The sequence below is a fragment of the Kordiimonas aquimaris genome, assembly GCF_025574485.1.
Classification (GTDB): Bacteria; Pseudomonadota; Alphaproteobacteria; order Sphingomonadales; family Kordiimonadaceae; genus Kordiimonas; species Kordiimonas aquimaris.
In genome coordinates, this window is record NZ_JAOBPO010000001.1 from 1,027,960 (window position 1) to 1,042,390 (window position 14,431).

Consider the following 14,431-nt stretch of genomic DNA (forward strand, 5'->3'; position numbering starts at 1 on the left):
AGCGAGGAAAATATGTTTGAAGTTGAAGGAAGAGTTAGGCTTCTTGATCGAAGGGTCAGGGAATCAATAGAAAAATTTATAAAGTTAATGGTTTTCACAGCAACGGTATTTGTGATCCACGGGGCCAGCGTTACTGCACAGCAACGCCAAGCGCCGCCAGCCTTGGTCGAAATCGCAGAAGCAAGTGAAGAATTGATGGCGCCGCAAACATTTATGCCGGGCACAATCATTAGTAAGAACGATAGCCGGATTGCAGCAGAAATCACGGGACAGGTTTCGTGGGTGGCGCCTGAAGGAACATTAGTCAAGCAAGGTGATGTTGTTGCTATCATTGATGAGCGAAACCATAGACTGGCAGTGGAACGTAACAGATCACAGCTTAAGCGTCTTGATGCTCGGATTGTATTTTTACGAGCTGATTTGACACGTATTCACGAATTAACGCAAACCAACAACACACCAATCAGCCGCGCAGAAGAGGCTGAAAGCACACTTTTAATGACTGAAGAAGAGCGCACACAGGCTCGGATCGCGCTGGAGCAGTCTGAAATAGACCTTGAGCGTACACAAGTTAAAGCACCGTTCCCGGGGCGTGTTGTTGCTCGACTGGCACAGGCAGGTGAGTATGCAACACCTGGCCGCCAAATTGTAAGGCTTGTTGATACAGAAAATCTTGAAGTACGTGCACAGGCGCCTGTTAACCTAGCCGCGGTTTTGGCGGACGGCCAAACTGTTGTGGTGCGTAAAGGCGCGGCAATCTACGACAGCACCATTCGTGCGTTGGTGCCTGTCGGCGATACGGTGAGCCGGACGATGGAAATTCGTGTGGATGTGCCGGGAGATGCAGCATATGTGGTTGGTACAGCCGTTCAAATTGGAGTGCCAGAAAGCACGCCCATGCAAGTAGTTGCTGTGCCGAGGGACGCTCTTGTCTTGCGTAGTGACGGAACATATGTGTTCCGTATTAAGGAAGATAATACCGCAGAAAGGCTCCTGGTAACGACAGGTGCGGCAGCTGGTGAGCGTGTGGCTGTCACGGGCGGGCTAGAGCAGGGTGACCGCGTGGTTGTCCGAGGCGGCGAACGATTACGCCCAGGTCAATCTGTTCAATTTGGTAATGTTGCAACATGATGGTTGTTTGCACATGATAATACATGACTGAGTGAGAATTGACCGAAGAATTAACAAAGCCTCTTGGCGCAGAGGATATTGCCCTTCATAATAAGCTTGAACAACAGGTTGGCACGAACCGTGGCAACCTCAAGAATATTGATGATGGGGCAGCCTCAAGTACAATGACGATTGTTGATCGCCTGTTTGGCACAAAAGAAGCAACCTTTTGGTCATTCCAGTTTTTTGGCTGGACGGGATATGGCTTGGTGCGGACATTTCAGGCGATTATTCTTGAAAACCCGTTGAACTATTTCTCTGTGTTTATTTTGGCCGCAATTGTTATTGGTGTGTCGATGACTATCGTCATGCGGCACATATATAGAATTGTCAGGGATAAACCTCTGTCTCTGCAATTGCCCGTTGTTGTTATTTTATGCGCGGCGTTTGGTTTGCTGTTCTCGTCTTTGGAAGTGTCTCTGGGGCCAATATTGATTCCAGGAGTGCAACGCCAAGAAGGATTAGGGCTTTTTGGTAACGCTATGTTTGAGGCAACCGCACTTTTTGCGTGGTCTGCAATCTATTTTGGCTATCATTATTATACCAGCTTGCAGGAACAAAAAGCAGAAGTGCTGCAGGCTACCGCGATGGCGCATCAGGCACAGCTAAAGATGCTGCGGTACCAGCTCAACCCGCATTTTCTCTTTAATACTTTGAACGCGATATCTACGCTTGTGCTTGAGAAGTCAGAAGAAGATGCGAATAAGATGCTGACAAAACTGTCCAGCTTTTTGCGTTATACGCTTGTCAATCAGCCAACACAGCGCATCAGGCTTGATCAGGAATTGTACGCCCTTGGTTTGTATCTGGATATTGAAAAGGTCCGCTTTGAAGACCGGCTGAACATTGAATATGATATCGACGAAAAAACCAAAGCTGCTTTGGTACCTAGTTTGATTTTGCAACCGCTTATTGAAAATGCGATCAAATATGCTGTGGCGCCAGCTATTGATGGCGGTACTCTTCGCGTATGCGCAAAGCTCAAAGGCAATGACCGTTTGCTACTTGGCTTAACTGACAATGGGCCTGGTATGCCTGACATTAATCATATCGTTAGTCAGTCTGGTTCTGGAGTTGGTATTGCCAACACCAAAGAACGTCTGGCACAAATTTATCATGATGATCATAAACTTTCACTTGAGAATGTAGAACCAACAGGTCTTAAAATTACCATTGAAATACCGCTTGAAAGAGAGCGTGCTGGTACAAGGCCACTGCGCGGTGAATAATATGATACAACAACCAACAAGACTTCTGGTCGCAAAGGATAAAATATGACGAGCATTCGCACTCTTCTTGTTGATGATGAACCGCTTGCAATTCGCGGCCTTGCAATTCGGCTGGAGAACTATGCAGATATTGAGATTATTGGAACATGTGCTAACGGACGTGAAGCGGTAAAAGCCATAAAGGAAAAAAAACCTGATCTAGTTTTCCTTGATATACAAATGCCGGGATTTGATGGGTTTTCCGTTATGCGCTCGTTGGTTGGTCAAGCAGAGATACCGCTTGTTGTATTTGTGACTGCGTATGATCAATATGCTCTTGAGGCATTTGAAGCGCACGCACTTGATTACTTATTAAAACCAGTTGATGAAGACCGCCTTCTTGAAGCTGTTGAGCGTGTGCGCGGTGCGATAAATCAGCGTGTTGCTATTGAGCAAAATGCGCGTTTGGTTGAGTTAATTGAAGGTATGGAAACGCCGCCGCAAGAAGCATTAACGGCGCTGCTGGAAAAACCGCAGGATTACCGTGAAGAACGTTTCGACCCACATTTGCGTATTAAAGATCGTGGTCATATAACAATCGTGGATGTGTCTGATGTCGATTACATTGATGCTGCTGGCGACTATATGTGTATTCATGTGGATGAAAAAACTCACATACTACGTGAGACTATGAAGACTATGGAAAAGCGCCTGGATCCAAAAATATTCCAGCGCGTACACCGTTCAACCATCGTCAATCTGGATAAGGTGAAAGAGGTGCGGCCTCATTCCAACGGTGAATGTTTCCTGACGTTATCCTGCGGTATGGAACTGAAAGTGAGTCGTTCTTATAAGGACGTTGTCGGTCGTTTTTTATGAGTTTTGCTTCATATTGAGCTACACAGTTCGTCGCATTTATATTCGGTTCGTCGTACTTTTGCACACTTTGTCTCTGGAATTTAACGTTTCAGAGAATCCGTTAACGATCCATCGAAAACTAATCGATAGTTATAGTGCGACCCTCTTAAACTATACATACTATTAAATAGTGTAAGTTGTATCGGGGGGTTCGATGAAAAAATTTACGTTGTTAAAGCTTATGCCTGTGTTGCTCACGGTTGCTTTGAGCACTACAGCTGCCACCGCACTGAGCGACCTGCCTACAGGGTCGACCAAGGGCAGTGATTACACAATCAATTATGATGACTGGAATTTGATCCTGTCGGGTGCTGTTCTTGATACAGGTCCGTCGGACCGTCGTGCGGCAAGTCGTAACGGCGCCAGGGGCACTTCTTCAAGAATTAAGCACGGCAACCTCAGCCCGACAGCATTTGAAGGTAACCGTGTATTGTTTTATGAGTTTGACGAAGGGCATGTTGAGAGCTTGCTCGCCATTCGGCGTGATCTTGAAGCAGTATCGGATTTCATTCCGCTGGAGGATTTCTCACGCAATGAGCAATTGGCATATTGGTTCAACCTACATAACGTGGCGGTGATGTATGAGATCGCCAAAGCATATCCTACCAAGAAAGTTAAAAGTCTTATGGTGGGTAAAAGAAGTGTTTGGGACAATAAAACAATGTCTATTGGTGGTGTTGCAACATCCATAAGCGACATTGAAAACCATGTCGTGGAAAATTGGAATACACCGCTTGTTCTATATGGTTTCTTCATGGGCGCCGTTGGTGGGCCAAACATCAGAACGGAAGCATTTACCAGTAGCAATATTGTTAAAGGCTTGCAGGAAAACGCTATTGATTTTGTAAACAGCTTGCGCGGGTTTAGGCTTTGGTCTGGTCGCGGACGTGTATCTGACCACTATAAGCTCGGTGAGCGGTACTTCCCTGACTTTGATGCTGATATCAAAGACCATTTAGTAGCCTTTGCTCGGCCTGATACACGGCGCGATCTTGAAAAAGCGAAGTCATTTCAGATTAAGAATTACGACTGGGGTATTGCTGATTTGAAGAACGGTGACACTTATAATGGCAGTAGCTTTAATACAAACCCCGGCGCACTTGCTTTCTTTATTGAGCAGCCAAACCCACAAGTCGCTAGCCCAATTGGCCCTCCGCCTTCTGCTTCTGTCGTGACACTGAATAATCTTGGCAGCGACCCTGCATTTGCAAGCGCAGGTATTTCCAGTATTTCACCGCAAGTGAAAGCCTTGTTGCGTGCAATGAAAATTCGCAATGAGCGCCGACAGCGCGATGGTGTTGTTACGGTTGAGGAATTCATTGACGCTGAGGGTAGTCGCGTATCACGTAAAAGCGACAAGGACGGTGAAGTAGAATAATCTTCCCCCGAGTAAGCGCTGAGGTTTCTTTCGATTGGGGAAATCTTGGCGCTTACGACTTTTGTAAGGTTAAACTTCATCGTCATCTATTGGTGTAAGAGGATCGTTTGCCTCATGCTAGAGTCGCCACGCTAGAAAGATTTTGGTCGCTTGCTCATTCATATCACTTCATCGAAACTTGCTCGCAATTGTCCTGATTACACTCCTAAAATCTGTGCCTTCATGGAGGGGTATATATGTACAAGAAGAGCCTGTTTATTAAAATATGTGGAATTGCTTTGATGATCGGCCTTAACGCGGCAGCGGCAATGTCGCAAAGTAGCCTGCCAACTGATTCTACTAAAAATAGTGATTACGCAATCAATTACGATGACTGGAATTTGATCCTGTCGGGCGCTGTTCTTGATACTGGGCCGTCTGATCGACGTATCGCAAGTCGTAACGGTGCCAGAGGAACATCTTCAAGAATTAAACATGGTAACCTTAGCCCAACGGCTTTTGAGGGTAACCGTGTATTGTTTTATGAATTCAATGAAGACCATGTCGAGAGTTTGCTTGCCATTAGACGTGATCTTGAAGCTGTGTCAGATTTTGTTCCGCTTGAGAATTTCTCGCGTAATGAACAACTAGCTTATTGGTTTAAACTCCATAATGTTGCTGTCATGTATGAAGTGGCAAAAGAATACCCAATTAAGAAAATAAAAAGACTTGCTGTTGGTCGAAGAAGTGTTTGGGATGACAAAACAATGTCTATTGGCGGTATTGCGACATCGATTAGTGACATCGAACAGCATGTTGTGAATAACTGGAATACACCGCTTGTTCTATACGGTTTCTTCATGGGTGCTGTCGGTGGGCCAAACATAAGAACAGAGGCTTTTACGAGTACCAACATAGTTGCAGGTCTGCAGGAAAATGCGATTGAGTTTGTAAACAGCTTACGAGGCTTCAGGCTTTGGTCTGGTCGTGGGCGTGTATCTGACCACTATAAGCTTGGTGAGCGATATTTCCCGAATTTTGTTGCTGATATCAAAGACCATCTGCTCGCTTTTGCCCGGCCTGATACGCTGCTTGATCTTGAAAAAGCGAAGTCGTTTCAGATTAAGAATTACGACTGGGGTATTGCAGATTTGAAGAACGGTGACACTTATAATGGCAGTAGCTTCAACACAAACCCAGGCGCACTGGCATATTTCATTGAAGCTGTGGCAACACCCACTGGGCCCAGTGCTCCCGGTTTGGGTGTGACTTTACCTAACTCGACAGTAGACGTCGCAGCAGTGAGTAACCCTGAATTCAATGCAGGCTCGAATGGAAAAATTTCACCGCAGACCAGAGCTTTATTACGCGCTGTCAAAATTAGACGAGAGCGTATGTACCGTTCGGGGACTGTAACAGTGGAAGAATTTGTTGGAGGCGATGGTGCTCGTGTGTCTCTTAAAAGCGATAAAGACGATGAGGTCAATTGATCTGTAATTGGTGTGGTGCGAGTCAGAGGTTAAATTACACTTCTGGCAAGTGCTCCATTAATCGAGGCCCCATGCGAACTGGTTCTACACGTTTGGCAAGGCCTGTACGGTCGTCTGTTTCAACGAAAGTACCGCATACTGTTCCTTCGCCGTTTGCCGGCGTATAACGTTCTCTGTTCATTTTGGTCAGGAAGCGGCTGATGGGTTCAGCTTTGTCCATGCCGATAACGCTGTTGTAGTCACCGCACATCCCAGCGTCGGTTTGGTATGCTGTTCCGCCAGGCAGGATTTGCGCATCTGCTGTTGGGATATGGCTGTGTGTGCCCACCACAAGGCTTGCACGGCCATCCAGATAATGGCCCATCGCCATTTTCTCTGATGTGGCCTCGCCGTGAAAATCGACAAGCACAGCATGCACCGTCACGCCAAGGCGGTATTTTTTCAACACGGCATCAACGGCACGAAACGGGCATTCCAGCGGGTTCATAAACACGCGGCCCATGGCATTAATGACAAGTACCTTCTTACCGCGCGGAGCATCATAAACGGCGTATCCTCGCCCCGGTGTTGGGTCCGGGTAATTAACCGGGCGCAGAATGCGTTGATCATTATCTATAACGGACAGAATATCTTTTTGATCGAATGTGTGGTTGCCGCCAGAGATGACGTCAGCGCCAGCCTGAATAACCTGATTGGCAATCTTGCTGGTTGTGCCAAACCCTGATGCGGCGTTTTCTGCGTTAACGACGACAAAATCCAGTTTTAACTTTTCACGCAAACCCGGTAATGCTTCAATCGCAGCATTACGGCCACTGCGACCCATCAAGTCCCCTAAAAACAATAAACGCATCAAATACTTTCTATCACTTATTCGCCTGTTAAATCAGGCGGTGGTTTTGCGCGGTAATACAACACCTGTTTCAGTAATAATACCCTGCAGTGGCCAATCGTGCTGTTCTTTTACTACATCATCTACAAATTGTGCGCCGTAAGCAAAGCCAAAAGCTTTTATGTGTGGATTTGCCGCCAATGTACGATCGTAATAACCGCCGCCATAGCCAAGTCTGTAACAATCGCCGTCAAAAGCAAGCAGCGGTGCAATAATAACCTCAGGAATAATAACAGGTGCATCATCCATAGGGTGTTGAGTGCCAAATGGACCACCTGTGAGAGGATCACCTTGCCCCCATCGCCGGAATACAAGCGGTGCATCGGTTGTGGTGACAACAGGAAGAGCAAGTGCATAACCCGCTTGTTCTAGAGCATGCATAAGAAAACGTGGATCCAGTTCATCACCTATTGGCCAATATAAGCCAATCACTGAACTGTTCGGTATGCTGGCAAGCAATTGCATGCCGTGATTGGCTGCCATTTCTGCTGCTTTAACACCGAGCATTTTATATGCACCGGCACGCATACGTTTAGCGCGTTGTCGCATGATGGTTTTACTGTCAGGGGAATGTGCGGGCACGCTAGGCTATACCTTCCAGGCAGTGTAGGTGCGGGAACCACCTCTGCCGCGTTGACGTTTGTATCCTCCGACGCCTGATAAATCAGGTGGGCACCGTAATGAAAAGGACCAGGGTCCAGCTCAGGGACAGTTCCCGAGGAGTATTTATAGCCCCAGGGATTACTTCATATCGTGCGTACAGCGCAGAACCCGCTCGCTGTATTTAGGCGGTCTTGAGCTGATCTGCAATAGTTTCGACCTCGGACGCAACTTCATTTAGCATGGAAGCAAGATCATCTTCCGATAGCGCACCTATTAAACCCTCGTGGCCTTTACCTTCCAGAGTGTCGTGTAATTCATCTGCAATAAGCACGGCAGCCATCAAAATAAGACGTGTCTCGTTAACATGGCCAAGTTTTTCGGTTAGGTCAGCAGTTTTGCTGTCAATGTATGCAGCAAGGCTATGAAGCCGGTCCTCGTCGCCGTCTGCACACGCAAGCGGGTAAGACTTTCCGGCAACAGTTACATTAATTTGTGCCATTAGTTCATTCCCCCTGCGGCTTTGCTGTTTTGGGTTAAATAACCTTCAAGCTCGTTTATAACGTCATCTAGTTCTGTACGGATCATGTCGCGTTCATTGACTGTTGCGTCCAATGCCGACCTGAGTGTGCGAATTTCATCTGTCAAATTTGAGTCAGCTTGGTCGCTGTTGTTACCGGTTGACCCTATGCTGTCTTGCAAGCCTTCAAATTCATCCTGGAGGCTGGTGTATTGCCTTTTTAGCAAATCATAATTTTGCTGAATTGCATGTTTTTCAGCTTCAAGGGCAGCGATACGGCCTACCGTATTATCTGCTTCGTTATCGCTAGCCAGTGAAAGAGTAGCTACTTGCTCATGCAAGCGCAGGTTTTCTTGCTCGACGGCATGATAACGTTCTTCCAGCGTAGTGTATGCTGCTGTGGCTTCATTTTGCTGTGCCTCGGCGCCGCTTGCCGCTTGTTTCGATTCGGCCGCCTTTTGCGAGAGATCAGCCAAGGCTTGCTCGAGTCGCGCGCGCGCGCTCTCCAGTTTATCACTTTTTTGGTCGTTACCCATGCACCATCTCCGAATAAACATTACATGTTCACATGCATATTAACGCATATTTACACGCGGCGTATTATAGAATTACGTTGAGGATAGGGCGTTTAGCGGATCGCCGTCAATCGCATGTATTAGATGATCAAATAAAAATACTGATTTTTACTGTTTTTATCGCAGTTCAACGGTTGACTATGTGGGGCTGAACAGCCATTTTGCCATCAAATTCAAGAGCAGCACAATGCTCATCTAAGAAGATGATTGATATGACCGACGTTTCACCTACTGACGCCCACACTTCTTCAAATCACACGCAACAAACTATGATGGCAAATGCCATTCGCGCCCTTTCAATGGATGCGATCCAGAAAGCAAATTCGGGTCACCCGGGTATGCCGATGGGTATGGCCGATGTGGCAACCGTACTGTTCAGCAAATTCATGCGCTTTGACCCTGCATGGCCTACATGGCCAAACAGAGATCGGTTTGTTTTGTCGGCCGGTCATGGTTCCATGTTGATCTATTCGCTTTTGCACCTGACGGGCTACGAGCGTCCAACAATGGAAGACATCAAGAACTTCCGCCAGCTCCACAGCCCAACAGCCGGACACCCGGAGTTCGGGGAATGTCCCGGCATCGAGACAACAACCGGACCGCTTGGTCAAGGACTTGCAACATCTGTCGGTATGGCAATTTCGGAGCGTTTATCAAACGCTGAGTACGGTGGCGGTATTACAGACCACTTTACCTATGTGCTTGCTGGTGATGGTTGCTTGATGGAAGGCATCAGTCAGGAAGCCATTTCGCTAGCTGGTCATTTGAAACTATCCAAAATGATTGTGCTTTGGGATGATAATTCCATCTCGATTGATGGCGGCACTGATTTGTCGACAAGTGAAGATATGCAAGGCCGTTTTGAGGCCGCAGGTTGGCATGTGCAATCTGTTGATGGTCATGATCCAGAGTCCATTGAAGCTGCGATTGAACAGGCACAAATGAGTGATCTGCCTTCTATGATTGCGTGCCGGACTGTGATTGGTTTTGGCTCGCCAAATAAGCAAGGCACATCAGCAACACATGGTGCTCCACTTGGTGATGATGAAATTGCGGCAACACGTGCTCAACTTGGCTGGGATGCGGAACCGTTTGTTGTTCCGGAAGGTGTATTGGCTGATTGGCGCGCTGTTGGCGCGGCCGGTGCCAGCACTTCTGCGGCTTGGAAAAAGAAGTTTGATGCACTTGATGATTTTGTAAAAGAGGACTTTGAGCGGCGTCAGGCTAAGGATCTTCCGAAGGGTTTCAACGCTGCCATTAATGAGTATAAAGCAAAGCTTGTTGCTGACCCGGTGAAGGTTGCGACACGTAAAGCAAGTCAGATGGCGCTAGAAGTTATTAACGGTGTTGTACCTGAGACCATTGGCGGCTCGGCTGACTTGACAGGCTCTAACCTGACAAAAACCAGTCAAACTTCACCAATTACCGCTGATGATTTCACCGGCCGTTATATGTATTACGGTATCCGTGAATTTGAAATGTGTGCTGCGATGAACGGTATGGCTCTTTATGGTAGCCATATTCCGTACGGCGGTACATTCCTTGTGTTTACTGATTATGCGCGTCCGGCAATTCGCCTTGCTGCTCTCATGAAACAGCGCGCGATATATGTCATGACACATGACAGTATCGGTCTTGGCGAGGATGGTCCGACGCACCAGCCGGTTGAACATGTTTCAAGCTTGCGTGCGATGCCAAACCTGAATGTTTTCCGGCCATGTGACGCTGTCGAAACAGTTGAGTGTTGGGCATTGGCGCTTCAAGCCAAAGAAACGCCAAGCATTCTGTCACTAACGCGCCAGGGGCTGGTTCAGCAGCGGACAATTCAGACAGATGAAAACTTGTGTGCTCGCGGTGCATACGTGATGCATGAAGCAACCGGCAGTGCGCCTAAGGCTATTTTGATCGCGACAGGTTCGGAAGTTGAGATTGCTGCTGCGGCGCGCACGACGCTTGAGGCTGCGGGTGTGCCGACACGTGTTGTCTCCATGCCGTGTGCAGAACTGTTTGACGCACAAGATGCAGCATATCGTGCTTCTGTATTGCCTGATGATGCGCTTAAGGCATCGATCGAGGCTGGTACAACATATGGCTGGCAGCGGTATACAGGTCTTAACGGTGTTAACATTGGTATTGATACGTTTGGTGCATCGGCGCCTGCGGATGAACTTTATGAACATTTTGGAATAACTGCTGATGCACTGGTTAGTGCAGTGCAGGCAAAGCTTTAAAGCCGGTTCGGCAAATTTGGATATTTGATAAGAAAGGAGACCTTCAATGACGGTTCGTGTTTCAATCAATGGTTTTGGCCGTATTGGTCGTAATGTACTGCGTGCGATTTATGAAAGTGGCCGCACCGACATCCGTGTTGTTGCGATCAATGACCTCGGCGATGTTGAAATGAACGCATACCTGCTTAAGCGGGATAGTGTGCATGGTCCTTTCTCTGGTGATGTAAGCGTTGACGGTGACCACATGGTTGTGAACGGTGACCGTATTCGCGTGACGGCTATCCGCAACCCAGCTGAACTGCCTTGGGGTGAAGAGAACGTTGATGTTGCAATGGAATGCACAGGTATTTTCACTGCGCGCGATAAAGCTGCGATGCATCTGGAAGCTGGCGCGAAAAAGGTGTTGATCTCTGCGCCGGGCGCTAATGCTGATCGTACTGTTGTTTATGGTGTAAATAGTGACGAACTAACAGCAGATGACATCGTTGTTTCCAACGCATCATGTACAACAAACTGTTTGTCGCCGGTTGCTAAAGTACTGAATGATTTGATCGGTATTGAGCGAGGCTACATGACAACAGTACATGCATATACTGGTGATCAGCCAGTGCTTGATACGCTTCATTCAGATCCGCGCCGTGCGCGCGCAGCTGCGCTTTCCATGATCCCTACATCTACGGGTGCCGCTAAAGCGGTTGGCCTTGTTTTGCCAGAGCTTGCCGGCAAGCTTGATGGTTCTGCAATCCGGGTTCCAACACCGAACGTGTCACTTGTTGACCTGAAGTTTGATGCTGGCCGGGACACTACAGCTGAAGAAATTAACAGTGCGATTAAAGCTGCTGCTGAAGGTCCGCTCAAAGGTGTGCTCGGCTACGAAGACATGCCTGCCGTGTCTATCGACTTTAATCATAATCCAAACAGCTCTACGTTTGATAGCAGTCAGACTAAAGTTATCGACGGACGCTTTGTACGTATCATGACATGGTACGATAACGAGTGGGGCTTCTCTAATCGCATGTCTGATACTGCGGTGAAAATGGCGTCACTGGGTTAAATGGCGCAAGCTTAAGTGAAATAATGGGCGGTCTTGAGAGGCCGCCCTTTCTATATCTACATATATGCTGGAATGAAAATGACTTTTAAACGCATCGCAGACTTGGGTGATCTTACGGGTAAAACGGCAGTTGTTCGCGTTGATCTCAATGTACCAATGGCTGAAGGCAGTGTCGCAGATGATACGCGGTTAAAGGCTGTAAAGCCGACCGTTGACGCGGTTATCTCGGCTGAGGGGCGTGTAATTTTGCTCGCACACTATGGTAGACCAAAAGGCCAGGTTGTTCCTGAGATGAGCTTGAAGCCAATAGTACCTGCTCTTGCGCGTGTTTTGGGGCGTGATGTTGGCTTTTATGGTTTGGATGAACCTAAAGGCAATGAAGCGGTTATTGTTATCGAGAACACCCGTTTTCACGCGGGTGAAGAAGCAAATGACCCAACTCTGGCGGCAGCTTTCGCTGGTTTGGGTGATGTTTATATCAATGATGCATTTTCTGCAGCACACCGTGCACATGCCTCAACAGAAGGTGTGGCGAAGTTACTCCCTTGTGCAGCAGGTGAGACAATGGGTGCTGAATTGCAAGCGCTTGAAAATGCGCTCGGTGCACCTGTTAAACCGGTCGCTGCAGTGGTTGGTGGTGCGAAGGTTTCTTCCAAACTTGCCGTTTTGGAAAATTTGGTTGAGAAAGTTGATCACCTCATCATTGGTGGCGGTATGGCAAATACGTTCCTGTTTGCCCAAGGCTATGATGTCGGCGCCAGTCTTTGCGAAAAGGACTTGAGAGATACCGCGCTTGTTATACTTGAAAATGCCAAAACGCATGGCTGCGCAGTTCATCTTCCAACCGATGTTGTTGTTGCAAAAGAATTTAAAGCCCATGCTGAAAACCGTGCTGTTGGCTTAACGGAGGTTGATGCTGACGACATGATTTTGGATGCTGGCCCCGAGACAGTAAAGGCGCTTGTTTCTGTACTAGAAAGTGCAAAGACACTTGTATGGAATGGTCCGATGGGTGCGTTTGAAATGGAACCGTTTGACATGGCAACTGTTGCATTGGCACAAGCTGCTGCAAGATTAACTGACGAAGGCAAATTGCTTACGGTTGCCGGTGGTGGTGATACAGTTGCTGCCCTTGCTCATGCTGGGGCTAAGGACAGCTTTACGCATATTTCTACAGCTGGCGGTGCGTTTCTTGAGTGGATGGAAGGGCGCGAATTGCCAGGTGTGGCGGCGCTTGGTTAGTTACGGAAAGTTATGGAGCCGTTGCATCAAGACGGCTCCAAGTGTATCAAAGTAGACAATATATTAGTCGGCGATGTGCCGCATAGAACGTGGGAAAGACAATGAAACCTGGTGTAGTTTTTGGCGAAGAATACGCGGCGCTTGTTAATGCATGTAAAGAAGGTGGCTATGCTCTGCCTGCGGTGAATGTGGTGGGAACGAATTCCTTGAACGCCGTGATGGAGGCTGCTGCCAAAAATGGCTCTGATGTTATCATCCAGTTTTCTAACAGCGGCGCACAATTTTATGCTGGTAAAGGGATGGAAGATGCTTTTCGTGCCAAGGTGCTCGGTGCTGTGTCAGCAGCAAAGCATGTGCAATTGCTAGCAGAACATTATGGTATTTGTGTTGTGTTGCACACAGATCATGCAAACCGTAGCCTCGTGCCCTGGGTTGAGGCACTCGTGGAAGAAAGTCGCCAGAACATTAAACGCGAAGGCGTGCCACTTTATTCGTCTCATATGCTTGATTTGTCAGAAGAGGCAATTGATGACAACCTGAACACATGCGCCCGCGTTCTTAAAGACATGACACCACTGGGCATGAGCCTTGAAATTGAGCTAGGTGTAACTGGCGGTGAAGAAGACGGTGTTGGTTCTGATGTTGGTGATGATTTTGAAAATCCAAGCCTCTATACGCAGCCTGAAGATGTGCTGAAAGCATACGATCTGTTAACGCCGCTTGGCCATTTCTCTGTGGCAGCGTCATTTGGCAATGTGCACGGTGTATACAAGCCTGGTAATGTCAAGTTGCGCCCTGAAATTTTGAAGAATTCGCAAGACCTTGTTGTGCGTGACCGTAGCACAAACGCGAACCCGCTTAACTTTGTTTTCCACGGCGGTTCTGGCTCTGAAAAGGCAAAAATTACAGAGGCACTTGGCTACGGCGTATTCAAAATGAATATTGATACAGATACGCAGTTTGCATTCTCCGAAGCAGTAGGCGCGTATGTGAATGACCATGCTGATGCATTCAAATGGCAAGTTCATCCTGAAACTGGCACGCCTTTCAAAAAGCAATATGACCCACGTGTATGGTTGCGCGCAGGTGAACAGTCTGTGATAGAGCGTTTGAACGAAGCGTTTGTTGATTTGGAATCAAAAGGCAAGAGCGTCGCGCAGAGATAAATAGAGGTAAG

General features: G+C 47.6%; 13 protein-coding genes. 9 read left to right on the plus strand and 4 right to left on the minus strand.

Annotated elements, in window-relative coordinates:
- Nucleotides 1-12 precede the first annotated feature (12 nt).
- From OEU88_RS04860 to OEU88_RS04880, 5 genes are all read left to right on the plus strand, one after another.
- Nucleotides 13-1,131 carry an efflux RND transporter periplasmic adaptor subunit gene (locus OEU88_RS04860; RefSeq protein WP_262693987.1) on the plus strand — a complete coding sequence of 373 codons (1,119 nt, stop codon included), beginning with the start codon at nt 13-15 and terminating at the stop codon, nt 1,129-1,131.
- Nucleotides 1,132-1,169: 38 nt separating this feature from the next.
- Entirely contained in the window at nt 1,170-2,399 is a 1,230-nt protein-coding gene (locus tag OEU88_RS04865; RefSeq protein WP_262693988.1) for a sensor histidine kinase, read from the plus strand.
- Between the two features lie 45 nt (nt 2,400-2,444).
- Nucleotides 2,445-3,257, plus strand: a complete 813-nt coding sequence (locus OEU88_RS04870) for a LytR/AlgR family response regulator transcription factor (RefSeq protein WP_262693989.1) — start codon at nt 2,445-2,447, stop codon at nt 3,255-3,257.
- A gap of 193 nt (nt 3,258-3,450) precedes the next feature.
- Entirely contained in the window at nt 3,451-4,674 is a 1,224-nt protein-coding gene (locus OEU88_RS04875; RefSeq protein ID WP_262693990.1) for a DUF547 domain-containing protein, read from the plus strand.
- 236 nt (nt 4,675-4,910) lie between these two features.
- Complete coding sequence (locus OEU88_RS04880; RefSeq protein WP_262693991.1) at nt 4,911-6,143, plus strand: DUF547 domain-containing protein; 1,233 nt, start codon at nt 4,911-4,913, stop codon at nt 6,141-6,143.
- Between the two features lie 34 nt (nt 6,144-6,177).
- Here OEU88_RS04880 and OEU88_RS04885 read toward each other — a convergent pair whose 3' ends face one another.
- From OEU88_RS04885 to OEU88_RS04900, 4 genes are all read right to left on the minus strand, one after another.
- Entirely contained in the window at nt 6,178-6,993 is an 816-nt protein-coding gene (locus tag OEU88_RS04885) for a TIGR00282 family metallophosphoesterase (RefSeq protein ID WP_262693992.1), read from the minus strand.
- Nucleotides 6,994-7,026: 33 nt separating this feature from the next.
- The gene (locus tag OEU88_RS04890; RefSeq protein WP_262693993.1) at nt 7,027-7,614 is read right to left on the minus strand and encodes a 5-formyltetrahydrofolate cyclo-ligase; all 588 of its coding nucleotides are present in this window, start codon (nt 7,612-7,614) and stop codon (nt 7,027-7,029) included.
- Between the two features lie 202 nt (nt 7,615-7,816).
- Nucleotides 7,817-8,134 carry a cell division protein ZapA gene (locus tag OEU88_RS04895; RefSeq protein WP_262693994.1) on the minus strand — a complete coding sequence of 106 codons (318 nt, stop codon included), beginning with the start codon at nt 8,132-8,134 and terminating at the stop codon, nt 7,817-7,819.
- On the minus strand, nt 8,134-8,688 hold the full coding sequence (locus tag OEU88_RS04900; RefSeq protein WP_262693995.1) for a hypothetical protein: 555 nt from the start codon (nt 8,686-8,688) through the stop codon (nt 8,134-8,136). Before OEU88_RS04900 ends, OEU88_RS04895 begins: the two co-directional genes overlap by 1 nt.
- 251 nt (nt 8,689-8,939) lie before the next feature.
- Here OEU88_RS04900 and tkt point away from each other — a divergent pair, with 251 nt between their 5' ends.
- From tkt to fbaA, 4 genes are all read left to right on the plus strand, one after another.
- Entirely contained in the window at nt 8,940-10,958 is a 2,019-nt protein-coding gene (tkt, locus tag OEU88_RS04905; RefSeq protein WP_262693996.1) for a transketolase, read from the plus strand.
- A gap of 46 nt (nt 10,959-11,004) precedes the next feature.
- Nucleotides 11,005-12,012 carry a type I glyceraldehyde-3-phosphate dehydrogenase gene (gene gap / locus OEU88_RS04910; protein WP_262693997.1) on the plus strand — a complete coding sequence of 336 codons (1,008 nt, stop codon included), beginning with the start codon at nt 11,005-11,007 and terminating at the stop codon, nt 12,010-12,012.
- A gap of 72 nt (nt 12,013-12,084) precedes the next feature.
- Nucleotides 12,085-13,254: a phosphoglycerate kinase gene (locus OEU88_RS04915; RefSeq protein ID WP_394805210.1), complete on the plus strand. Its 1,170-nt coding sequence runs from the start codon at nt 12,085-12,087 to the stop codon at nt 13,252-13,254.
- 101 nt (nt 13,255-13,355) lie between these two features.
- Entirely contained in the window at nt 13,356-14,420 is a 1,065-nt protein-coding gene (fbaA, locus tag OEU88_RS04920) for a class II fructose-bisphosphate aldolase (RefSeq protein WP_262694000.1), read from the plus strand.
- The last annotated feature ends 11 nt before the right edge of the window (nt 14,421-14,431 follow it).

Excerpts from the sequence above, each read along its gene's own strand:
- OEU88_RS04860 (WP_262693987.1), top strand. The coding sequence starts at position 13 with ATGTTTGAAGTTGAAGGAAGAGTTAGGCTTCTTGATCGAAGGGTCAGG.
- OEU88_RS04870 (WP_262693989.1), top strand. The coding sequence starts at position 2,445 with ATGACGAGCATTCGCACTCTTCTTGTTGATGATGAACCGCTTGCAATT.
- OEU88_RS04875 (WP_262693990.1), top strand. The coding sequence starts at position 3,451 with ATGAAAAAATTTACGTTGTTAAAGCTTATGCCTGTGTTGCTCACGGTT.
- OEU88_RS04880 (WP_262693991.1), top strand. The coding sequence starts at position 4,911 with ATGTACAAGAAGAGCCTGTTTATTAAAATATGTGGAATTGCTTTGATG.
- OEU88_RS04885 (WP_262693992.1), bottom strand. The coding sequence starts at position 6,993 with ATGCGTTTATTGTTTTTAGGGGACTTGATGGGTCGCAGTGGCCGTAAT.
- OEU88_RS04895 (WP_262693994.1), bottom strand. The coding sequence starts at position 8,134 with ATGGCACAAATTAATGTAACTGTTGCCGGAAAGTCTTACCCGCTTGCG.
- OEU88_RS04900 (WP_262693995.1), bottom strand. The coding sequence starts at position 8,688 with ATGGGTAACGACCAAAAAAGTGATAAACTGGAGAGCGCGCGCGCGCGA.
- tkt (WP_262693996.1), top strand. The coding sequence starts at position 8,940 with ATGACCGACGTTTCACCTACTGACGCCCACACTTCTTCAAATCACACG.
- gap (WP_262693997.1), top strand. The coding sequence starts at position 11,005 with ATGACGGTTCGTGTTTCAATCAATGGTTTTGGCCGTATTGGTCGTAAT.
- OEU88_RS04915 (WP_394805210.1), top strand. The coding sequence starts at position 12,085 with ATGAAAATGACTTTTAAACGCATCGCAGACTTGGGTGATCTTACGGGT.
- fbaA (WP_262694000.1), top strand. The coding sequence starts at position 13,356 with ATGAAACCTGGTGTAGTTTTTGGCGAAGAATACGCGGCGCTTGTTAAT.